Below are 22,183 nucleotides of genomic sequence, written 5' to 3' on the forward strand. Positions count from 1 at the left end.
TTGAGTTCAACAGCCTAACGAAAAAAAAGGCCTCGCATTGCGAGGCCTTCCTTACTTCACCACCCAAAGCTGTCAGTTGAACGTGATCTCGTCGTTCTCCACGACGCCGGTCGCGGTCTCGCCCGGCAGGAAGCGTCCCGACAGGATCAACTGCGCCAACGGGTTCTCGATCCAGCGCTGGATCGCCCGTTTCAGCGGCCGTGCGCCATAGACCGGGTCGTAACCGACGGCAATCAGCTTGTCCATCGCCTCCGGGCTCAGTTCCAGCTTCAGCTCGCGCTCGGCCAGACGGCTGCGCAGACGGCCCAGCTGGATCTCGGTAATGCCCGCGATCTGATCCCGCGCCAGAGGCTCGAAGATCACCACTTCGTCGACCCGGTTGATGAACTCCGGACGGAAGTGGGTGGAAATCGCATCCATCACCGCTGCCCGTTGCGCTTCACGATCACCCACCAGTTCCTGGATCTGCATCGAACCGAGGTTGGAGGTCATGACGATTACGGTGTTGCGGAAATCCACCGTACGACCGTGGCTGTCGGTCAGGCGACCATCCTCCAGCACTTGCAGCAGGATATTGAACACATCCGGGTGCGCCTTCTCGACTTCGTCCAGCAGGATCACCGAGTAAGGCTTGCGCCGTACCGCTTCGGTCAGGTAACCGCCCTCTTCGTAACCGACGTAGCCTGGTGGTGCACCGATCAGCCGTGCCACGGAATGTTTCTCCATGAACTCGGACATGTCGATCCGCACCATCGCCTCTTCAGTATCAAAGAGGAACTCGGCCAGTGCCTTGCACAGCTCGGTTTTACCGACACCGGTCGGGCCGAGGAACATGAACGAGCCGCTCGGGCGGTTTGGATCGGACAACCCGGCACGGGAACGCCGCACCGCGTTGGCCACTGCAACCACCGCTTCGTCCTGACCGATCACGCGCTGGTGCAACAGGCTTTCCATCTTCATCAGCTTGTCGCGCTCGCCTTCGAGCATTTTCGACACGGGAATACCGGTCCACTTCGAAACGACTTCGGCGATTTCCTCTTCGGTCACCTTGCTGCGCAGCAACTGGTTCTCGCTCTTGCCGTGCTGGTCGACCATTTGCAGGCTGCGTTCCAGATCCGGGATCACCCCGTACTGCAACTCGGCCATGCGGTTCAGGTCGCCTTTGCGGCGCGCGGCTTCCAGTTCCTGACGGGACTGTTCGATCTTCTGCTGAATCTGTGCAGAACCCTGCACCTCGGCTTTTTCCGAGTTCCAGATTTCTTCCAGATCCGAGTACTCACGCTCGTGGCGGACGATTTCTTCCTGGAGTTTTTCCAGGCGCTTGATCGCCGCTTCGTCGCTTTCTTTCTTCAGTGCCTGGGACTCCACCTTCAGCTGAATCAGACGCCGTTCCAGACGATCCAGCACTTCCGGCTTGGAGTCGATCTCCATGCGGATGCGGCTGGCGGCTTCGTCGATCAGGTCGATCGCCTTGTCCGGCAACTGCCGGTCAGTGATATAGCGATGGCTGAGCTTGGCTGCGGCAATGATCGCACCGTCGGTGATCGCCACTTTGTGGTGAACCTCGTAACGCTCCTTGAGGCCACGCAGGATAGCGATGGTGTCTTCTTCGCTCGGCTCGTCCACCAGCACTTTCTGGAAGCGCCGCTCGAGGGCCGCGTCCTTCTCTATATATTGGCGGTACTCGTTGAGCGTGGTCGCACCGACGCAATGCAGCTCGCCACGGGCCAGGGCCGGTTTGAGCATGTTGCCGGCGTCCATCGAGCCTTCGCCTTTGCCGGCGCCGACCATGGTGTGCAGTTCGTCGATGAACAGAATGATCTGCCCTTCCTGCTTCGACAGCTCGTTGAGCAGCGCTTTCAGGCGTTCTTCGAACTCGCCGCGATACTTGGCGCCGGCAATCAGCGCACCCATATCGAGGGACAGCAGACGCTTGCCGCGCAGGCCATCCGGCACTTCGCCGTTGATGATGCGCTGGGCCAGACCTTCGGCAATCGCGGTTTTACCCACACCAGGCTCACCGATCAGCACCGGGTTGTTCTTGGTCCGGCGTTGCAGGACCTGAATGGTGCGACGGATTTCATCGTCACGGCCGATCACCGGGTCGAGCTTGCCGTCTTCGGCACGCTTGGTCAGGTCGACGGTGTATTTATCCAGCGCCTGACGCGACTCTTCGTGGTTGGCGTCGTTGACGGCCTCGCCACCGCGCAGGTTATTGATGGCGTTTTCCAGCGCCTTCTTGCTCACGCCCTGGCCGAGCAGCAACTTGCCGAGCTTGCTGTTCTCGTCCATCGCCGCGAGCAGTACCAGTTCGCTGGAAATGAACTGGTCACCCTTCTGCTGGGCCAGACGGTCGGCCTGGTTGAGCAGACGCGCCAGATCCTGCGACATGTTCACGTCGCCGGTCGGGTTCTGGATTTTTGGTAATTGATCGAGTTCTTTGGTCAGCTCTTTACGCAAGCTGTTGACGTCGAAGCCCACCTGCATCAACAGGGGTTTGATCGAACCACCCTGCTGTTCAAGCATGGCTTGCATCAAATGCGCCGGTTCGATGGCCGGATGATCGTGGCCGACAGCCAGGGATTGGGCATCGGACAACGCCAACTGTAATTTGCTGGTTAAACGGTCTATACGCATGGGTCACCTTCCTTTTGAGCAGGCCGGACCTAAAAAACCATCCTGAATAAAGAAACCTGCCAGATACCGCTATAGATGCGGTCGATTCTGGAAGATTCAAGCGTCAGGAGGTTGATGCAAGTCAGACAAGTCTAGCGGGTGAGCCAAACGAGGGAGGCGAAGCGGCCAGTGCGCGATGCACGGCGATAAGAGAAGAAGCGCGGATCGGTCACGGTACAGAAACCGCCACCATAAACAGCCGTGACACCGCGAACCGCCAGACGCAGTCGCGCCAGCTTATAGATGTCGGCCATGAACTTGCCCGCGTTGTGGCTCGGGACAAAGGCTGTCGCGGCTTCGGGCAATTGATTGATGAAGACTTCCCGGACTTCCGGGCCGACTTCGAAGGCTTGCGGGCCGATGGCCGGGCCGAGCCAGACCAGAATGTCTTCGGCAGGTACATCCAGACTGTCGAGGGTGGCTTCCAGCACGCCGGCCGCCAGCCCACGCCAACCGGCATGCGACGCTGCCACGCGCGTACCGGCACGGTCGCAGAACAGTGCCGGCAGGCAATCGGCGGTCATTGCCGCACAAGCGATACCCGGTGTTGCCGTCCAGCTGGCATCCGCCGTGGCCACCACGGACGGATCAGCATGCGCCACGGCAATCCCGTGCACTTGCTGCAACCAGGCAGGCTTCATAGAGAAGTGATCGGTCAGTCGCCGACGGTTTTCGGCGACGGCCTCAGGACGATCATCGACATGATCGCCCAGATTGAGGCTGTCGAACGGCGCCTCGCTGACGCCGCCCTCACGGGTGGTGACACAGGCCTTGACGCTGGCCGGCGCGGGCCAGTCCGGCGTCAGCCAGTTCATCCGACGAATGCCTCGCGATCCTGTTTGAGCAGGGTCAGCAGCCAGACCAGATCTTCCGGCAACGGCGATTCCCAGCTCATGCGCTCACCGGTGGTCGGGTGATCCAGTTCGAGGAATCGCGCGTGCAGGGCCTGACGCGGGAAGTGTTTCAGCGATTCGACCATGGTCTGGCTCGCCGCCGGCGGAATGCGGAAACGACCGCCGTACGCCGGATCGCCGACCAACGGGAAGTTGATGTGCGCCATGTGTACGCGGATCTGGTGGGTACGGCCGGTTTCCAGCTTCACCCGTACGTGAGTGTGGGAACGGAAACGCTCCAGAACACGATAGTGGCTGACGGCAGGCTTGCCGCCTTCCATCACCGCCATGCGCTGGCGCTGCTGGCCATGACGACCGATCGGGGCGTTGATCTTGCCACCAGCGGTCACCACACCGATCACGATGCACTCGTAGATCCGGCTCACGCTGCGGCTTTGCAGCTGCGCGACCAGTTTGGTCTGCGCCTGGATGGTCTTGGCCACCACCATCAGACCGGTGGTGTCCTTGTCCAGACGATGCACGATGCCGGCACGCGGGACATTGATGATATCCGGCACGTGGTGCAGCAAGGCGTTGAGCAAGGTGCCATCGGCGTGGCCGGCAGCCGGGTGCACCACCAGGCCCGCAGGCTTGTTGATCACCAGGATGTCGTCGTCTTCATAGACGATATCGAGCTCGATGTCCTGGGCGACCCATTCACCCTGGGCCTCCTGCTCGGCGGTCAGCTCAAGGACGGCACCGCCATGAACGATGTCGCGCGGGCGGATGACCGCCCCGTCCACAGTCAGGCGACCTTCTTTGATCCAGGCGGAAAGGCGCGAGCGGGAGTGCTCTGCGAAGAGTTGGGCGGCGACTTGATCGAGGCGTTGGCCGCCCAATTCGGACGGCACCTCTGCGCGAAGTTCAATTTTATCGGACATGCTCGGACTGGGCGTCGGCTACAGCCTTTGGTTTCGGCTGCGCGCTTGTGGTTAAATACGGCGTCTTTTGCCCCGGGGCTTTTCAACGGGGCGCTCATCATAACAGGACGGCCCCGCCCAAGACAGCGGCCGTCATAGGGACGCAAGCCGCCATGCAAGTGAAACACCTGCTGCTGATCGCCATCCTCGCATTGACCGCTGCTTGCTCATCGAAGGAAGTCGTAGACGAAAACCTGAGCGAAACCGAGCTGTACCAGCAGGCTCAAAAGGACCTGGACAACAACAGTTACACCAGTGCCACCGCCAAGCTGAAGGCTCTGGAGTCGCGCTATCCGTTCGGTCGCTACGCAGATCAGGCACAGCTTGAACTGATTTATGCGAACTACAAGAACTCGGAGCCGGAAGCTGCAAAGTCCGCCGCCGAGCGCTTCATTCGTCTGCACCCACAGCACCCGAACGTCGATTACGCCTACTACCTTAAGGGCCTGACCTCGTTCGACCAGGACGTCGGCCTGCTGGCGCGCTTCCTGCCGCTGGACATGACCAAGCGTGACCCGGGTGCTGCCCGCGACTCCTACAACGAGTTCGCCCAGCTGACCAGCCGCTACCCGAACAGCCGCTACGCGCCGGACGCCAAGCAGCGCATGATCTACCTGCGCAACCTGCTGGCAGCCTACGAAATCCACGTGGCCGACTACTACCTGACCCGTCAGGCCTACGTCGCCGCCGCCAACCGTGGCCGTTATGTAGTGGAAAACTTCCAGGAAACCCCATCGGTCGGCGACGGCCTGGCGGTGATGACTGAAGCCTACCAGCGTCTGCACCTCGACGAACTGGCGGCCACCAGCCTGGAAACCCTGAAGCTCAACTACCCGAATCACCCGAGCCTGAAAGACGGTCAGTTCGTACCGTCGGTCGCCGAAGCCGACAACCGTTCGTGGCTGAGCAAGGCCACTCTGGGCCTGATCGAATCCCGTCCGCCGCTGCCGCCGGGAGAGACCCGCGCCAACCAGGACGTGCAGAAGCAGTTCCAGGACGCGAAAGACGCGATCCCGAACGATCTCAAGCCTAAAGATGAAAACGGCGACGTGATCGAAGCGCCGGAACCGGAGTCCAGCAACAGCGACCGCTCCATTTTCAGCTACTTGACCTTCGGTCTGTTCGACTGATCACTTCGGTGATGCCAAAAAGGGAGATCTTCGGATCTCCCTTTTTTATTGCCGCGTTTTATTGAGCTGTGCGCCTGTCGAGTCCTTGGCTAAACTGCCGGATCATCAGTCAAAAAGCCGCCCATCATGCTTCGTCTACTCTTCTGGATCGCCCTGATCGCCGCCGCCGTCTGGCTCTGGCGCAAATTCAAGGCACCTGTTGCCCCCACGCAATCCCCCCGCGAACAGGATGCCGCACCGATGGTGCGTTGCGCCCATTGCGGCGTGCACCTGCCACGCGACCGTGCATTGAGTCTTCGTCAACAGTGGTATTGCAGCCAGGCTCACCTCGAGCAAGGCCCCGGTTCCAGTGATCGCTGAGGCGACCGACGCCACTCGCAAACAGGCCCAGCGACTGCTGCGCCTCTATCACCTCTACCGTCTGAGCGTCGGCATCACCCTGGTGCTGCTGATCTCCAGCAACATGGACAACCGCCTGCTGACGTCGGCCGACGACGAGCTGCTGCGCAATGGCAGCTGGTTGTACCTGGTGCTGAATATCCTGCTGGTGGTGTTCCTGGAGAACATCCGCCGTCCGGCCCAGTTGTTCGGGCTGGCCCTGGTCGACATCCTGCTGCTGTGCGGCCTGTTCTACGCCGCTGGCGGTGTGGCCAGCCCGGTCGGCAATCTGCTGATCGTCTCGGTAGCCATCAGCAACACGCTGCTGAAACGCCGTATCGGCGTGCTGATCGCGGCCATCGGTGCACTCGGCATTGTCGGTCTCAGCTTCCTGCTGAGCTTCAGTCATCCCCTGAGCGCCAACGAATACTTGCAGGCGGGCACCCTCGGCGCTCTGTGTTTTGCCGGAGCGCTGCTGGTGCAAGGCTTGATCCGCCGCCTCGAAGTCAGCGAGACCCTCGCCGAGCAACGGGCCAGCGAGGTGGTCAGCCTCGAAGCTCTCAACGCCTTGATCCTGCAACGCATGCGCACCGGCATTCTGGTCCTCGACGAACAACGCCGGGTGCAACTCGCCAACCAAAGTGCCCGGACGCTGCTGGCGCAGTCGCCCCTTGAGGGGCATTTGATCGATGACTATTCGACCGCGCTGGTCGAACGCCTGAATCTGTGGCTGAACAACCCGACCCTGCGCCCGCAGAGCCTGAAAATCGCCGCCAACGGCCTGGAACTGCAACCGAGCTTCATCGCCCTGGAGCAGAGCCCGAACCGCCAGACCCTGGTGTTTCTCGAAGACCTCGCGCAAATCGCCCAGCAGGCCCAGCAACTGAAGCTCGCCGCGCTCGGGCGCCTGACCGCCGGCATCGCCCACGAGATCCGCAACCCGCTAGGTGCCATCAGTCATGCCGCACAGTTGCTGCGGGAATCCGAGGAACTCGATGGCGCGGACCGGCGTCTGACGCAGATCATCCAGGATCACTCCCAGCGCATGAACCGAGTCATTGAAAACGTCCTGCAACTGTCCCGCCGCCAGCAGAGCGCGCCGCAACGGCTGGATCTCGAGCCATGGCTCGAGCACTTCGTCGAGGAAAGCCGCGAACAGGCCAGCGAGCACCAACGGATCCATCTGAACATCGAATCCGGGGATTTCCGGACCCTGATGGACCCGGGGCAACTGACGCAAATTCTCGACAATCTGTTGCGCAATGGCTGGCGGCACAGCGCCCTGCTGCACGATCCGGCGCAGGTCTGGCTGCGGCTGTTCATCGACCCCGAGAGCCAGCTGGCTGTGCTCGAAGTCCAGGACAACGGCCCCGGCGTGGCGCTGGATCAGCAGGCGCATCTGTTCGAACCTTTCTTCACCACCAGCAGCCAGGGCACCGGCCTTGGGCTCTATCTGTCCCGTGAGCTGTGCGAAAGCAACCAGGCCCGCCTAGACTTCAAACCACGCCAAGGCGGCGGCTGCTTTCGCATCACCTTTGCTCACGGACGGAAACAAAGTTGAACACGAGCCCACGGCAAAAAATCCTCATCGTCGACGACGAACCGGATATCCGCGAACTCCTGGAAATCACCCTGGGACGGATGAAACTCGACACCTTCAGCGCACGCAACCTCGGCGAAGCCCAGGCGCTGCTGAACCGCGACACCTTCGACCTGTGCCTGACCGACATGCGCCTGCCGGACGGCACCGGGCTGGAACTGGTGCAGCACATCCAGCAACGCTACCCGCAATTGCCGGTGGCGATGATCACGGCCTATGGCAGCCTGGAAACTGCAATCAACGCCCTGAAAGCCGGGGCTTTCGACTTCCTGACCAAACCGGTGGACCTCACCCGACTGCGCGAACTGGTCGCCACCGCGTTGCGCATGCCGGCGACCGGCGGTGTCTGTACCTCGATTGACCGGCGCCTGCTCGGTGACTCGTTGCCGATGCGCAACCTGCGCAAGCAGATCGACAAACTGGCCCGCAGTCAGGCGCCGGTCTATATCAGCGGCGAGTCCGGCAGCGGCAAGGAACTGGTCGCCCGGCTGATTCACGAGCAGGGCCCGCGCGCCAGCCAACCGTTCGTGCCGGTGAATTGCGGGGCGATTCCTTCGGAATTGATGGAAAGCGAGTTCTTCGGGCACCGCAAAGGCAGTTTCACTGGCGCGGTGGACGATAAGCCGGGTCTGTTCCAGGCCGCCCATGGCGGGACGCTGTTTCTCGATGAAGTGGCGGACTTGCCGCTGTCGATGCAGGTCAAGCTGCTGCGGGCGATTCAGGAAAAAGCCGTGCGCAGCGTCGGCGGCCAACAGGAAACCGTGGTCGATGTACGCATTCTCTGCGCCACCCACAAGGACCTGGACGCCGAAGTCGCCGCCGAGCGCTTTCGGCAGGATCTGTATTACCGGCTGAACGTGATCGAACTGCGGGTGCCTTCTCTGCGCGAACGTCGTGACGATATCGAGGCATTGGCCAGCCATGTGCTCAAGCGCCTGGCCCACGGCACCGGCCAGCCGGCGGCGCGCCTGCATCCACAAGCGCTGGAGGCCTTGAAGAACTACCGCTTTCCGGGGAATGTGCGGGAGTTGGAGAACGTCCTCGAGCGTGCGCACACCCTGTGCGAAAACCGCATGATCGAAGCCGATGACCTGCGCCTGAGCGAAGGCAATTGCGCAGCCGAGGGCGGCATTGCCGATCTCACACAGATCGACAACCTCGAAGATTATCTGGAGAACGTCGAGCGCAAACTGATTCTGCAGGCGCTGGAGGAAACCCGCTGGAACCGTACCGCAGCGGCCCAGCGGTTGAATCTGTCATTCCGTTCGATGCGCTACAGGCTCAAGAAGCTCGGCCTGGATTAAATGCGTCCGGTCGGGGCATACGGCGCCGGATCGATGATTGGCGCCCGCCCCAGCATCACATCGGCAAACAGCTGACAGGAGGCAGGTGCCAGCACCAGTCCGTTGCGGTAATGCCCGCAGTTGAGCCACAAACCATCGAAGCCTGGCACCCGGCCAATATAGGGAATGCCCTCCGGCGAGCCGGGACGCAACCCGGCCCAGTGCCCCACCACTTCGGCATCCGCCAGCGCCGGCAGCAATTCGACCGCCGAGGCCTTGAGGCTTTCCAGAGCGTTTTCGGTCGGAGTCTTGTCGAAACCTTCATGCTCCAGCGTGCTGCCGATCAGGATATGCCCGTCTCGACGCGGAATTGCATAACGCCCCTTGGCCAGCACCATGCTCGGCAGGAAGTCCGCCGCGCACTTGTAGAGAATCATCTGGCCTTTGACCGGTTCCACCGGCAGCGACAGATTCAGCGTCTTGAGCAGCTCGCCGCTCCACGCCCCCGCCGTCAGCACCACCTGGTCGCCGTTGATCACGCCTTTCGGCGTTTGCACACCGACAACCTTCTCGCCCTCACGGACAAACCCGCTGACCTCGCACTGCTCGTGAATCGTCACGTTCGGCAGTGCCTGCAACGCGGCTTTCAGCGACTTCACCAGCCGTGGGTTGCGTACGTTGGCCACATCGGCCATGTAGATCGCCCGGGAAAATCCACCGCCAAGTACCGGCACCGCATCATGGGCCGCCGAGATATCCACAGCCCGCAGCGGACGTTTTTCCCGCTCGGCCCAGGCCAGCGCTTCGGCTTCGTCGTCCAGGTCCAGCCAGTACAGACCAGTGGTATGGACTTCAGGATCAACGCCGGTGTCGGAAAACAAACGCTCGCCCAGCTGTGGATAAAAGTCCTGCGACCAGTGCGCCAGCGCCGTGACTGCCGGGCTATAACGCCATGGATACAGCGGAGAAACGATGCCGCCGCCGGCCCAGGAGGACTCCTGGCCGACGTTCGAACGATCCAGCAGCACCACGCTGCGTACTTCGGAGGCGAGGTTGTACGCGGTCAGCAGGCCAATCACCCCGCCCCCGACAATCACCACTTGCAGTTGCCTGGTCATGTTTGTTCCAACCGTAAAAAAGACAGTGGGCGCAAAAGGCGCCCGAATAAAAGCGGCTCAGCGGCCCCAGCAATCCTTGGTGGCAAGCCCGGCAGTCGCGTTGATCATGCTGCGCACACCGGTGTTGGTGAGGGTGAAGTCCCCGCACTTGTCGCCGGCCATGGTCGTGCCGGCCTTGCGGGTCGCGGTCAGCAGGTAGGTCTGGTCAGCGATGGTCGGGGTGATGGTGTAGAAATCATTGCCCGTGCTGAGTCCGGTGACACCGGTGTAAACATTGTTGCGGGTGTAGAAGCGCTCGAGGGTCTGCGCCTGCTCGTTCAGCAGCGAGGCCACTTCGGCGCGGCGGCCCTTCTTCAGGTATTCGGTATAGCTTGGTGCGGCAATGGTGATGATGATCCCGATGATCGCAATCACGATCATGATTTCGATCAGGGTGAACCCGCGGATGGATCTGCGCATGCCTCAACTCTCGCTTACTGTATTTGTCGCCACATGATACGACGGCTGCCGCCGCCGGATTTTTCCACCAGGGTGGTGATCCCGCCACTGGAATCGTTCACGATCTTGCGCGATGCGCCGTTGACGATGGCGTTCAGGGTGGGAATGCCGCCACTGAACACCACACCGCTGGAAATCGTGTCATTGGTGTCGACCACGCCGTCGGCGTTGGTGTCGAGCACCGCATAGTTGAGCATCTTACCGCTGAACGCATCGAGTTCGACCAATTTGCCGGTACCGAAGCTGGAGCACGGGTCAGTGGTATCGACACTGGCCGTGGTGAACACGATACGCCCCAGCACCAGACTCGCCTGATTGATCACCCGCTCGCCGGTCAATACGTTGTTGTACACCAGAGGCAGATACCAGCCTTTTTCCGCCGGATAAGTGGTGTCATTCTGGGTCGTGGTAATGAACTGCCCTGAACTGCCCGAGAACACACCGGTGATGGCCTGGGCCTGCAGGCTGCTGACCGTCAGTTGCCCCGAACCGCCATCGGCATCCCATACCGAATAGAACGCCTGCAGATCCTTGTTGGTCTTGTCGGCGGTTTCGTTGAATTTGCCGGTACCGACAAAAATCTGTTTGCCCCCCAATGAATTGTCCGCCAGCAGCGGCTGCGCCGTGATCGGTTGCGTCGTGCCACCCGACGTGGTGAACAGCGGTTTCCCGGAAAACGCTACGCCCCAGCTGTCGGTGGTGGTCGCGCTCAGGTCGAACTTCCACAGGCGCCCCTTCAGATCACCGCCGTACGCGGCCTGCACCACGTTCTGCGAATTGACCTTGAGCTTCACCGACGACAGTCCGTTGGTGGTTTCGGTACTGTCGATGACGATTTTCTTGATCAGCGAACCGTCGCGCACATCCAGCACATAGAGCGCAGCAACTCCCGAGTTGCTGCCGTAGCCATTGGCGATGAAAGCCGCCCAGCGACCATCGGCCAAGCGTGCCACTTCCGGACGGGCGTAGGCATAACCCAGATCATTGAAAGCGTTCGCGGTGCTGGCAGTGGCCGGTGCACTTACTTCCCACAGCGCATTGAGAATGTTCCCCGCCGAGGCATCAAACAATTGCAAGGCATAGAACGTCTTGCCACCGGCCCCGGTGCCGCCGATGGCGAGGGTCTTCCAGGCCGTGCCGAACTGCGCGTCATAGACACCGACCTGCCCGTCCACCAGAAACTTGTGGCTGACGCCGTTGATGTAGTTGGGGTCGGCGATCAATCGCAACGACGGCAGCACGCTCGACGGCATGTAGGCGTAACGCCGGGTGCCGTTGGCCGGGTTGATGACGCTGACGAAACCGTCGTTGCCGTTCACCACCAGGTTGGCATTCATGTTCGCGGCCTTGGTGGTCAGGTAACTGGTGTAGGTGGTGTCGCCCGACAGGTCGGAGGCGGTCTTGTCCGTGGGAGAGGCCAGCACCAGCGGCGAGTTGATGATGTCGCCCAGCAATACGCTGCGCACCTTGAGCCCGGTCTTGTTGGTGCCCTTGCTCCACTCCACCAGGTCGCTGCCACTGATGCCGCTGGGCAGGCTCTGACCGAGCGTTGTCTGCTGCGCTGCAGAGAAATTGCCGTAAGCCAGTGTCACTGCCGCGTTGCTCAAGGTATTCCACGATTGATAGGTCGGTGCCGTGGCGCCGGGGACGATGGCGGTGTCGGTCGTCCACAGCACCGTCGAGGTGTTGACCGTCCCGCTCGAGGTGAAGCCGAAGGACTTGATGGTGCCGCGCCAGTCCCGGGGATCGTAACTGGTCTGGAAATAGCTGCTGCCGCTCACCAGCGTCGTAGCGCTGGTCACCCCACTGCCGCCGGAGCCGGCCTTGGAGGTGATGTCGCTCAGTGCCGAGGACAACGCCGTGTTGAGCCCAGCACTGTCGGTGGCCTGGTAATACTTGCCCTGGCCGTAGTTCGCCGCGTCCGACAGCATGTCATTGGCGGCGGTGAAACCCACGGTGTAGGTGTTCATGTTCTGTTTGGGAAAGTCCGGCGAACTCCAGCTCTTGCCGGCCGCATCGACTCCGGTCGAACGCATGTCGATGTCGAAGGCGAACTTGGCGATGTCGTCCAGGTACAGCGTGTCGCCCTCGTTATCGCCGTTGAGGTTGTTACCGTCGTTGTTGATGCCGTCCCAGTTCGGCAATCGGCTGCCGCCCAGCGGGTCGTTGGTGGGGAACGTGCGGTCGTAGGTCGGCAGGCCGTCGGTAATCACCACCCCGTAGTTTTTCTGGCAACGATACTGGATCGGACTGGTGTAGGTGCTCGGCGTGGTGTTGTAGTACGGCGTCATGCCGCGCATGTAGCGGGTGATTTCGTAATAGGTTTCCGCCAATGGCGTATTGGCCACGGCGCTCAGGCCGCTGATCGCCGAGATCAGTGCGTTGTAGTTACTGTCGGCCTGGGCCTGGGTCACGCTACCGCTGACTGGCGCCAGGTCGCTGACGGACCGGGCGATGTAACCGCCGTTGCCCGGGTTGTTACTGGTGGCCGGGTTGAATGTCGACAGGCCGAAACGCAGGTTACGGTTGCTGGTCACCAGTGCGGTGGAAACGTTGCGGGCGACGTTGATCCGGTAGTCGTTGGGAATCGCCCCGGTGGTGAAATCACGGGTGCCGTTGCTGATGGCGAGGCCGACCACGTAGGCGATGTAATCCCCGTAATACCGGGTATTGCCGCCGCCGACCGGGTCCGGCAGTTTAAGGCACAGCGGTGCCAGGCTGTTGTTGTAGAACGCATAAGCACCGCCGGAGCAGCCGGAAGTCGGCAGGCTCGACAGAAACACCGGATCGCCGGTGATGGCCGTCGAACTCAAGCACAACCCGAGCACCGCGTTGCACTGCCGGGCCGGTGTGCGAGTGACCGTGGGATCGAAACCCGCAGCGTAAATAATGCTGTTCATGCTGCCTGAGTCGTCGATCAGCAAGATGACATTCGGCGGCACGGCGGCGGCACTGAGCAATGGCGAATCAGACGGCGTGAACGCATACGCCGGCGCGGCCAGATACAACCCCGCAAGAAACCCCGCCAACCACGGCCGCCAGCCAGAGCGTCGTTCAGTACTTCGCATAGACACTCTCCACCACACTGCGTGAACTGCCGACGATGCCGACAGCCGTGACCCGGTACAGCGTCGCCGAGGTGTTGCTCGGAACGTTCACCGCCGTGAGCGTGGTGCCGATGTTCTGTACCCCGTAGAAACCGTTGCCGGCAGCGATCCAGGTCACCCCGGACGTCGAATTGAACCCCGCTGCACTGACCACCGACGACTCCGCCGGTGGCGCACACTGGGTGGCATTGGCACACACCGCCAACGTATATGTGCTCAGTTGCACCGCACTCTCGCCAATACGCAGCGCCGCCTCGGCGGTCTGGAACGACTGATTGCGCAGGCTCACGCTGCCGGCCATCTTTTCCTGCAGGTTGGCGCTCTGCATCGATGACAGACCGATCACCGTCAGAAGCAACAGAAACACCAGGCTGACCAGCAGCACCATGCCGCGCTGGGCTGGGCGTTGATGGAGAGAAACATTCATCGGCCGGCCCTCACTGCAAGCGGTTGCGCAGGGCGGCAACCACGTTGAAGGTCTGGTTGGCGACCCGGTTGTTCGGGTCAGTGAGGGTCAGGGTCAGACGCACGCTACGGATGCGCGCCGGATCGCCGGGGTTGCTGCTGTAAGTCGAGGCTGAGACATCGGTCGCCGACGTGGCGAGCCCGAACATCACCGTAAATGCACTGACGTTGTTCACCAATACCTGCTGGGTCGGCGTTCCACCACCGGTGCCCATCAGAATCTGGTTGTTGCTGAAGCTGTAGACCAGACGGCGGATGGGGAAGGCGATTTGCCCGGCCGCCGGAGTCTGCAGGTTGCTGTAGGCCGTTGCACTGTTGCGGCAATCGGAAACCACCGTCCAGGTCGGTGTTCCACCGCCACTGCCGACGTCGGCAGTGACCAGCGTCAGTTTTAGATTGGTGTTGTCCCAGCTGATCGGTGTGATCTGCGCGGCGTTGAAATCGCCGCTGGTACTGGCGTCGGTAATCGTCCCGAGGCAGCCGAACATCCCGACCATGCGAATTTCCTGGATCATCTTGCTCAACACGAACCGTGCATCCTCCTGCATGGCCGCCGAAGAGTTCTGGCTGACGTAGGTATTCTTCGCCGCGAGAAAAGTCTGCACGACGCCCAGTACGATGATCAGCCCCAGTGCCAGGGCGATGAGCATTTCGATCAGGCCGAAACCCTGGTTATGCTGCTTCATGGCGTGGCCACCGGATCGACCGTTGCCCGACTGGTCAAAACGAAGCTGTTCGGTGAACTGGCAGTGTTGGCGGCCCGTGAATCACTCCAGTTGATGGTGATGGTGTACACCCGCTGGTTGAGGGTGATGCTGCCGGTGGCGGTCGGCCCGCCGAAATTGACGATGTTGGTGGTGAAATCGTAGAGATCCTGGTCCCGGGTAACGCTCAGGTTGCCCGAGGTCGGTGGCGTGACGGTGTAGTCGGCCCCGGAGTTGGCACGGATGCGGTCCATCATGTCGTAGGCGATGAAACTCGCCTGACTGGTCATCCGCGAGCTGTCGGTGTATTTCAGCGCATTGAGCTGAACCGCCGCCGCCCCCAGCAACCCGACCGTCAGCACCAGCAACGCGACGAGGATTTCGATCAGCGACATGCCTTCCTGTGCAACTCTGCTCCCTGCCCTCATCCGCAGCTTCCACCCGATTGAATTCGTCCGTTCAGACACACGTTCAGCGTCCTGCTTTGCGTTCCCAGCGTATAACTGAACACCACCGCCGTGGACGGTGCCGCCAGACCACCCAGATTATTGAAATCCAGTGTGGTCACTCCTGAGGTTAGCGTCAGAGTCGCGCCACTGCTCATCGCTGGAACAACCCGCAATACATTGGCCGAAGTGCCAGTACTGTCGTAGACCGACAACTCGCCGGTCCAGACGCCGCCCCCGGCGGTTGGCCGCAAGCGGATGGTGGTCCCGCGATCAATCGCTTCCAGTCGCGCATAGTTGAGCGCCCGCTGCAGGTCGCCGACTTCGGTGTCGGCCTTGCTGCCCTGGATCGATCGGGTAAACGCCGGGACGGCCATCGTGATCAGGATCACAACCAATGCGACCGCCACCAGCACCTCGATCAGCGTGAAACCTTTTGTACGATGATCCATCGATGCCCTCCGTTGCCGTCGGCTATACCTGCCCTGTAAACCTAGAACATTCGGCCGGCTTGCGTCGGTTGATTTGCCCTGCCCGGCGCACGGATCGCGTCGAACACCCTGCTTCAAGGAGGAAATGCTCATGCCGCAACAGGGATTCAGTCTGGTCGAACTGCTCATGGGACTGGCGATCGGCGCAATTGTTCTGTCACTGGTCAGTCCGGCGCTCGCCACGCTGAAGGAGTCGAACCAGCGGCAACAGGCCGCGGAATCGCTGATCAGCGGAATCCGCAATGCCCGCAGCCAGGCGATCACACGCAATCAGAGCGTAGTGATTCACGGCATCGACGGGGACTGGAGCCGGGGCTGGCGGATCATTCTGGATGTCAGTGGCAAGGGTGCGGAGGACAGCAGCAATCCGCTGCTGGTCGAGCACGCCAGTGATGGGCAAATACCCATTGTCGGTAACTGGTTCGTCAGTCGGTACATAAGGTTCAGCAGTCTGGGGCAACCGCTGATGCCCGGGCGGGCATTTCAGGCAGGAAAACTACACATCTGTTCGACCCGCGAACCGGTCAGCCAGCTTCAACTGGTGCTGGCGGCGACCGGTCGCGTGCGCCTGACCAGCGAAAAGGCTGAACAGGCGCTGTGTCGAAAGGATAAAGCGGTCAGATCGAACGGACGCGCAGCTCTTTAGGCATCGAGAAGGTGATGTTCTCTTCTCGTCCGGCCAGTTCGTCGGCACCGGTGGCGCCCCAGGCCTGCAGCTGCTGGATCACGCCACGCACCAGCACTTCCGGCGCAGAAGCACCGGCAGTGATGCCGATACGCTCGACACCATCGAACCAGCTCTTCTGCAGGTCTTCGGCACCGTCGATCAGGTACGCCGGCGTGGCCATGCGCTCGGCCAACTCGCGCAGGCGGTTGGAGTTGGAGCTGTTCGGGCTGCCGACCACCAGCACCACGTCGCATTCGTCGGCCAGTTGCTTGACCGCGTCCTGACGGTTTTGCGTGGCGTAACAGATGTCGTCCTTGCGCGGCCCGCCAATGGCCGGAAAACGTTCACGCAAGGCATCGATGACCCGGCTGGTGTCATCCATGGACAAGGTGGTCTGGGTGACGAAGGCCAGTTTTTCAGGGTTGTGCACCTGCAGTTCGGCGACATCCTTCTCGTCTTCGACGAGGTAGATCGCGCCGCCGTTGCTGGCGTCGTACTGGCCCATTGTGCCTTCGACTTCCGGGTGACCGGCGTGGCCGATCAGGATGCATTCACGGCCGTCGCGGCTGTATTTGGCGACTTCGATGTGCACCTTGGTCACCAGCGGGCAGGTGGCGTCGAACACTTTCAGGCCACGACCGGCGGCTTCGGTACGCACGGCTTGCGAGACGCCATGGGCACTGAAGATCACGATGACGTCGTCCGGCACCTGATCCAGTTCTTCGACGAAGATCGCGCCACGACTGCGCAGGTCTTCGACGACGAACTTGTTGTGCACCACTTCATGACGCACGTAGATCGGCGGCCCAAAGACTTCCAGGGCGCGGTTGACGATTTCGATCGCCCGGTCCACGCCGGCGCAGAAGCCACGGGGGTTGGCGAGTTTGATTTGCATGCTGTGCCTCGTGTCTTGCGCGCGAAAAATTCAGATCAATGCGGGGGGCCGGTCCGGCCCCCCGCAGAACAGCGTTTACAGCGCTTTGACGGAGAAGATTTCCACGTCAAAGGTCAACGTCTTGCCGGCCAGCGGGTGGTTGAAATCGACGGTCACTTGCGCGTCGTCGAACTCTTTCACCACACCCGGCAGCTCAGTATTGGCCGCATCGTTGAAGATCACCAGCAGACCCGGCGACAACTCCATGTCCGCAAACTGCGAGCGTGGAATGACCTGCACGTTCTGCGGGTTCGGCTGGCCGAATGCGTTTTCCGGCTCGATGGTCAGGGTGCGCTTGTCACCCGCCTTGAAGCCGAACAGCGCCGCCTCGAAACCCGGCAGCAGGTTGCCGTCGCCGACCTTGAAGGTCGCCGGGGCCTTGTCGAAAGTGCTGTCGACCGTGTCGCCGTTCTCCAGGCGCAATGCAAAATGCAAGGTGACTTCCGTGTTCTGGCCGATGCGTTGCTCAGCCAATACCTGTTCAGTCATGAACGGCTTCTCCGGTTTTTTTACTTTTGAACATGTCCAGTGCCAGCATCACCGCGCCAACGGTGATGGCGCTGTCGGCGAAGTTGAACGCCGGGAAGTACCAGCGGTTCTGCCAGTGCACCAGAATGAAGTCGATCACATGGCCCAGGGCAATGCGGTCATACAGATTGCCCAGCGCGCCACCCAGTACCAAGGCCAGCGCAATGGCCAGCCAGGTTTCGTTGCGGCCCAGGCGCTTGAGCCAGACCACCAGCACCGCACTGACCACCACCGCAATCAGGGCGAACAGCCAGCGCTGCCAGCCGGAGCTGTCAGCCAGGAAGCTGAATGCCGCGCCGGTGTTGTAGGCCAGGGTCCAGCTGAAGTAATCGGGAATGATCACGATCTGCTGGTACATCTCGAGCTTGCCTTCGAAGTAGAACTTGCTGGCCTGGTCGATGACCAGGACCAGCAAGCTCAACCAGAGCCAGCTCAGCCGTCCGAAACGGCCAACGGCATTAGGCATAGTGACGAACCTCGCCGGCGCCATCGATGTTGTCCACGCAGCGGCCGCAGATTTCCGGATGCTCCGGGTTCACGCCGACGTCTTCACGGCAGTGCCAGCAACGGGCGCATTTCGGGAAGGCGGATTTGACGATCTTCAGCTTCAGGCCGCTGACTTCGGTGGCCACCGCTTCGGCCGGAGCCTGCACGAACGGCGCAACGCTGGCAGTCGAGGTGATCAGTACAAAGCGCAACTCGTTGCTCAGCTTGGCCAGATCGGCGCTCAGGGCGTCTTCGGCGTACAGCGTCACTTCGGCTTGCAGGTTGCCACCGACGGCCTTGGCCGCGCGCTGGATTTCCATTTCTTTGTTGACCGCGACCTTCACTTCCATGATGCGATCCCAGTACTCGCGACCCAGCTCGAAGCCTTCCGGCAACTCGGTCAGGCCTTCGTACCAGGTGTTGAGCATCACCGATTCATTGCGCTCGCCCGGCAGGTATTGCCACAGCTCGTCGGCGGTGAAGGCCAGGATCGGTGCGATCCAGCGCACCAGCGCTTCGGAGATGTGGAACAGCGCGGTCTGGCACGAACGACGGGCCTTGCTGTCGGCGCCGGTGGTGTACTGGCGATCCTTGATGATGTCGAGGTAGAAACCACCCAGCTCCTGCACGCAGAAGTTGTGGATCTTCGAGTAGACGTTCCAGAAACGGTATTCGCCGTAGTGCTCTTGCAGCTCGCGTTGCAGCAGCAGGGTACGGTCCACGGCCCAGCGATCCAGCGCCAGCATGTCTTCGGCCGGCAGCAGGTCGGTGGCCGGGTTGAAACCGGTCAGGTTGGAAAGCAGGAAGCGCGCGGTGTTACGGATACGACGATAGGCATCCGCGCTGCGCTGCAGGATCTGCTCGGACACGGCCATTTCACCGGAGTAGTCGGTCGAAGCGACCCACAGACGCATGATGTCGGCGCCCAGGGTGTCGTTGACTTTCTGCGGCGCGATCACGTTACCCAGGGACTTGGACATCTTGCGGCCGGACTCGTCCACGGTGAAGCCGTGGGTCAGCAGTTCGCGGTACGGCGCGTGGTTGTCGATGGCGCAACCGGTCAGCAGGGACGAGTGGAACCAGCCACGGTGCTGGTCCGAACCTTCCAGGTACAGGTCGGCACGCGGGCCGGTCTCGTGGCCCATCGGGTGCGAACCGCGCAAGACGTGCCAGTGCGTGGTGCCCGAGTCGAACCAGACGTCGAGGGTGTCGCTGATCTTGTCGTACTGCGGCGCTTCATCGCCCAGCAGTTCGGCAGCGTCGAGCTTGAACCAGGCTTCGATACCTTCGACTTCGACGCGCTTGGCGACTTCTTCCATCAGTTCCACGGTACGTGGGTGCAGTTCGCCGCTTTCCTTGTTCAGGAAGAACGGGATCGGCACGCCCCAGTTACGCTGACGGGAGATGCACCAGTCCGGACGGTTGGCGATCATCGAGTGCAGGCGCGCCTGGCCCCAGGCCGGAACGAACTTGGTGTCTTCGATGGCTTTGAGCGAGCGCTGACGCAGGGTGTCGCCGGATACCGGCTCTTTGTCCATACCGATGAACCACTGCGCGGTGGCGCGGTAGATCAGCGGGGTCTTGTGACGCCAGCAGTGCATGTAGCTGTGTTCGATGACGGTGGTGTGCATCAGCGCACCGACTTCGGTCAGTTTTTCGACGATGGCCGGGTTGGCCTTCCAGATGAACTGGCCGCCGAAGAATTCCAGCGACGGCACGTAAACGCCGTTGCTTTGTACCGGGTTGAGGATGTCGTCGTTGACCATGCCGTACTTCTTGCAGGTCACGAAGTCGTCCACACCGTAGGCCGGGGCGGAGTGAACCACGCCGGTGCCGGCGCCCAGCTCCACGTAGTCGGCCAGGTATACCGGCGACAGACGGTCATAGAACGGGTGACGGAAATTGATCAGTTCCAGCGCCGAACCCGGCGCGGTGGCCAGAACGGTGCCTTCAACGCCGTAACGGGTCAGGCAGGATTCGACCAGCTCTTCGGCCAGAACCAGCAGCTTGTCGCCGATATCGACCAGCGCGTAGTTGAATTCCGGGTGAACGTTCAGCGCCTGGTTGGCCGGGATGGTCCACGGGGTGGTGGTCCAGATCACGATGGCAGCAGGTTTGGCCAGCGAAGGCAGACCGAACGCGGCAGCCAGTTTGGCTTCGTCGGCGATCGGGAACGCCACGTCGATGGTCGAGGACTTCTTGTTCTCGTACTCGACTTCCGCTTCGGCCAGGGCCGAACCGCAATCGAAGCACCAGTTCACTGGCTTGAGGCCCTTGAACACGAAACCGCCCTTGACGATTTCGGCGAGGGCGCGGATTTCACCGGCCTCGTTCTTGAAGTCCATGGTCTTGTACGGGTTGGCGAAGTCGCCCAGCACGCCGAGACGGATGAATTCGGTCTTCTGCCCTTCGATCTGCTCGGTGGCGTAGGCACGGCACAGTTCGCGGGTCTTGTCCGCGCCCAGGTTCTTGCCGTGGGTCACTTCAACCTTGTGCTCGATCGGCAGGCCGTGGCAGTCCCAACCTGGAACATACGGCGCGTCGAAGCCCGACAGGGTCTTCGAGCGGATGATCATGTCCTTGAGAATCTTGTTCAGTGCGTGACCGATGTGGATCGTACCGTTGGCGTACGGAGGGCCGTCGTGCAGGACGAACTTCGGACGATCCTTGCCAATCTCGCGCAACTTTCCGTACAGGCCAATACTGTCCCAGCGCTGCAGGATCTGCGGTTCGCGCTGTGGCAGGCCGGCCTTCATTGGGAAGGCGGTGTCCGGAAGGTTTAGCGTGGCTTTATAGTCGGTCATTTAAGGCTCTTCATTAGCGATGGGCGCTAGGTGCGGCTAGTGCACGGGCGGCGGCGACATCCGCGCTGATCGCCGTTTTCAATGCCTCCAGGGAGGCGAAACGCTGCTCTTCACGCAGCTTCTGGTGGAAAACCACCGTCAAACGCCGGTCATACAGATTGCCGGCAAAATCCAAAAGATGTACTTCAAGGTGGGCCTTGCCATCACCTTGGACCGTGGGCCGCACGCCGATGTTGGCGACGCCGGGCCAGGTCTTGCCGTCGATGTCGACGTCGACCAGGTAAACCCCGGTGAACGGCACGCGACGGCGCTTGAGTTGAATGTTTGCCGTGGGCGTACCCAACTGGCGGGCCAGTTTCTGGCCATGCAGCACGCGACCGGCAATCCGGTACGGGCGGCCAAGCAAGCGTTCAGCCAGGGCAAAATCGGCGGCGGCCAACGCGTTGCGCACCTGGGTGCTGCTGACACGAATGCCGTCCAGCTCGACGGTTTGCGCGGCTTCCACGGTAAAACCGTGAACCTGCCCGGCCTGCAACAGAAAATCGAAATCGCCGAGGCGGTCGCAACCGAAGCGGAAATCGTCGCCGACTTCCAGATGCTGCACACCCAGGCCATCCACCAGAATCGTATCGACGAATTCACTGGCGCTGAGCTTGCTCAGGCGCTGGTTGAAGGCCAGGCACAAGACCCGGTCGACGCCTTCGGCGGCCAGCAGTTGCAGCTTGTCGCGCAACCGGGCCAGACGCGCCGGCGCGGTCTCCGGAGCAAAGAATTCCCGTGGCTGCGGCTCGAAAATCACCACGCAGCTGGGTACGCCCAACTCGAGCGCACGCTCACGCAGTCGGGCCAGGATGGCCTGGTGACCACGATGAACACCGTCAAAGTTGCCAATAGTGGCGACGCAGCCCCGATGCTGGGGGCGCAAGTTGTGAAGGCCTCGAACCAGCTGCATAACGCGCTTCTTGCTCATAAAGTGGCCGATTATAACCACACCCGACGGCCGACGACAGGCAACACCGTAACCCAAAGTGAACGAGCCGACAAAACTGCCGGCC

At 61.4% G+C, this 22,183-nt stretch carries 20 protein-coding genes; 5 read left to right on the forward strand and 15 right to left on the reverse strand.

Annotated elements, in window-relative coordinates; translation table 11 throughout:
* Positions 1-72: 72 nt before the first annotated feature.
* The 3 genes from clpB to rluD form a co-directional block, all read right to left on the reverse strand.
* A complete protein-coding gene (gene clpB, locus CAG02_RS26875; RefSeq protein ID WP_085712172.1) occupies positions 73-2,637 on the reverse strand; it encodes an ATP-dependent chaperone ClpB in 2,565 nt (854 codons plus the stop codon).
* Positions 2,638-2,768: 131 nt separating this feature from the next.
* Positions 2,769-3,491, reverse strand: a complete 723-nt coding sequence (gene pgeF / locus CAG02_RS26880) for a peptidoglycan editing factor PgeF (protein ID WP_085712173.1) — start codon at positions 3,489-3,491, stop codon at positions 2,769-2,771.
* Positions 3,488-4,450 carry a 23S rRNA pseudouridine(1911/1915/1917) synthase RluD gene (gene rluD, locus CAG02_RS26885; protein ID WP_085712174.1) on the reverse strand — a complete coding sequence of 321 codons (963 nt, stop codon included), beginning with the start codon at positions 4,448-4,450 and terminating at the stop codon, positions 3,488-3,490. Before rluD ends, pgeF begins: the two co-directional genes overlap by 4 nt.
* 152 nt (positions 4,451-4,602) lie before the next feature.
* Here rluD and CAG02_RS26890 point away from each other — a divergent pair, with 152 nt between their 5' ends.
* From CAG02_RS26890 to CAG02_RS26905, 4 genes are all read left to right on the forward strand, one after another.
* Positions 4,603-5,619: an outer membrane protein assembly factor BamD gene (locus tag CAG02_RS26890; RefSeq protein WP_085712175.1), complete on the forward strand. Its 1,017-nt coding sequence runs from the start codon at positions 4,603-4,605 to the stop codon at positions 5,617-5,619.
* Between the two features lie 126 nt (positions 5,620-5,745).
* Positions 5,746-5,979, forward strand: coding sequence for a PP0621 family protein (locus CAG02_RS26895; RefSeq protein WP_085712176.1), 234 nt, complete (start codon positions 5,746-5,748; stop codon positions 5,977-5,979).
* A complete protein-coding gene (locus CAG02_RS26900) occupies positions 5,969-7,558 on the forward strand; it encodes a PAS domain-containing sensor histidine kinase (RefSeq protein WP_085712177.1) in 1,590 nt (529 codons plus the stop codon). The genes CAG02_RS26895 and CAG02_RS26900 overlap by 11 nt, the downstream gene beginning before the upstream one ends.
* Complete coding sequence (locus tag CAG02_RS26905) at positions 7,555-8,901, forward strand: sigma-54 dependent transcriptional regulator (protein ID WP_085712178.1); 1,347 nt, start codon at positions 7,555-7,557, stop codon at positions 8,899-8,901. The genes CAG02_RS26900 and CAG02_RS26905 overlap by 4 nt, the downstream gene beginning before the upstream one ends.
* Here the strand turns inward: CAG02_RS26905 and thiO are convergent.
* The 7 genes from thiO to CAG02_RS26940 are packed head-to-tail and all read right to left on the reverse strand — an operon-like array spanning position 8,898 to position 15,670.
* A complete protein-coding gene (gene thiO / locus CAG02_RS26910; RefSeq protein WP_085712179.1) occupies positions 8,898-9,998 on the reverse strand; it encodes a glycine oxidase ThiO in 1,101 nt (366 codons plus the stop codon). The genes CAG02_RS26905 and thiO overlap by 4 nt on opposite strands.
* Positions 9,999-10,055: 57 nt before the next feature.
* A complete protein-coding gene (locus CAG02_RS26915; RefSeq protein WP_085712180.1) occupies positions 10,056-10,457 on the reverse strand; it encodes a type IV pilin protein in 402 nt (133 codons plus the stop codon).
* A 14-nt stretch (positions 10,458-10,471) separates the two neighbouring features.
* A complete protein-coding gene (locus CAG02_RS26920) occupies positions 10,472-13,564 on the reverse strand; it encodes a pilus assembly protein (protein ID WP_085712181.1) in 3,093 nt (1,030 codons plus the stop codon).
* Positions 13,551-14,030, reverse strand: coding sequence for a PilX N-terminal domain-containing pilus assembly protein (locus tag CAG02_RS26925; RefSeq protein ID WP_085712182.1), 480 nt, complete (start codon positions 14,028-14,030; stop codon positions 13,551-13,553). The genes CAG02_RS26920 and CAG02_RS26925 overlap by 14 nt, the downstream gene beginning before the upstream one ends.
* Before the next feature lie 10 nt (positions 14,031-14,040).
* Complete coding sequence (locus CAG02_RS26930; RefSeq protein WP_085712183.1) at positions 14,041-14,754, reverse strand: PilW family protein; 714 nt, start codon at positions 14,752-14,754, stop codon at positions 14,041-14,043.
* Positions 14,751-15,200, reverse strand: coding sequence for a type IV pilus modification protein PilV (gene pilV / locus CAG02_RS26935; protein ID WP_085712184.1), 450 nt, complete (start codon positions 15,198-15,200; stop codon positions 14,751-14,753). The genes CAG02_RS26930 and pilV overlap by 4 nt, the downstream gene beginning before the upstream one ends.
* Positions 15,197-15,670, reverse strand: a complete 474-nt coding sequence (locus CAG02_RS26940) for a GspH/FimT family protein (protein ID WP_085712185.1) — start codon at positions 15,668-15,670, stop codon at positions 15,197-15,199. Before CAG02_RS26940 ends, pilV begins: the two co-directional genes overlap by 4 nt.
* A gap of 130 nt (positions 15,671-15,800) precedes the next feature.
* Here CAG02_RS26940 and CAG02_RS26945 point away from each other — a divergent pair, with 130 nt between their 5' ends.
* Positions 15,801-16,355 carry a GspH/FimT family protein gene (locus CAG02_RS26945; RefSeq protein ID WP_085712186.1) on the forward strand — a complete coding sequence of 185 codons (555 nt, stop codon included), beginning with the start codon at positions 15,801-15,803 and terminating at the stop codon, positions 16,353-16,355.
* Here CAG02_RS26945 and ispH read toward each other — a convergent pair.
* From ispH to ribF, 5 genes are all read right to left on the reverse strand, one after another.
* Complete coding sequence (gene ispH, locus CAG02_RS26950; RefSeq protein WP_085712187.1) at positions 16,327-17,271, reverse strand: 4-hydroxy-3-methylbut-2-enyl diphosphate reductase; 945 nt, start codon at positions 17,269-17,271, stop codon at positions 16,327-16,329. The genes CAG02_RS26945 and ispH overlap by 29 nt on opposite strands.
* Before the next feature lie 75 nt (positions 17,272-17,346).
* Positions 17,347-17,784 (reverse strand): FKBP-type peptidyl-prolyl cis-trans isomerase, encoded by a 438-nt coding sequence (gene fkpB / locus CAG02_RS26955; RefSeq protein WP_170931652.1) that lies wholly within the window; start codon positions 17,782-17,784, stop codon positions 17,347-17,349.
* 7 nt (positions 17,785-17,791) lie between these two features.
* The gene (gene lspA, locus CAG02_RS26960) at positions 17,792-18,304 is read right to left on the reverse strand and encodes a signal peptidase II (protein ID WP_085712189.1); all 513 of its coding nucleotides are present in this window, start codon (positions 18,302-18,304) and stop codon (positions 17,792-17,794) included.
* On the reverse strand, positions 18,297-21,128 hold the full coding sequence (gene ileS, locus CAG02_RS26965; protein WP_085712190.1) for an isoleucine--tRNA ligase: 2,832 nt from the start codon (positions 21,126-21,128) through the stop codon (positions 18,297-18,299). The genes lspA and ileS overlap by 8 nt, the downstream gene beginning before the upstream one ends.
* 13 nt (positions 21,129-21,141) lie before the next feature.
* Positions 21,142-22,080 carry a bifunctional riboflavin kinase/FAD synthetase gene (gene ribF / locus CAG02_RS26970; RefSeq protein WP_085712191.1) on the reverse strand — a complete coding sequence of 313 codons (939 nt, stop codon included), beginning with the start codon at positions 22,078-22,080 and terminating at the stop codon, positions 21,142-21,144.
* Positions 22,081-22,183 lie beyond the last annotated feature (103 nt).

This window comes from Pseudomonas sp. R43(2017) (assembly GCF_002112345.1).
GTDB classification, from domain to species: Bacteria; Pseudomonadota; Gammaproteobacteria; order Pseudomonadales; family Pseudomonadaceae; genus Aquipseudomonas; species Aquipseudomonas kribbensis.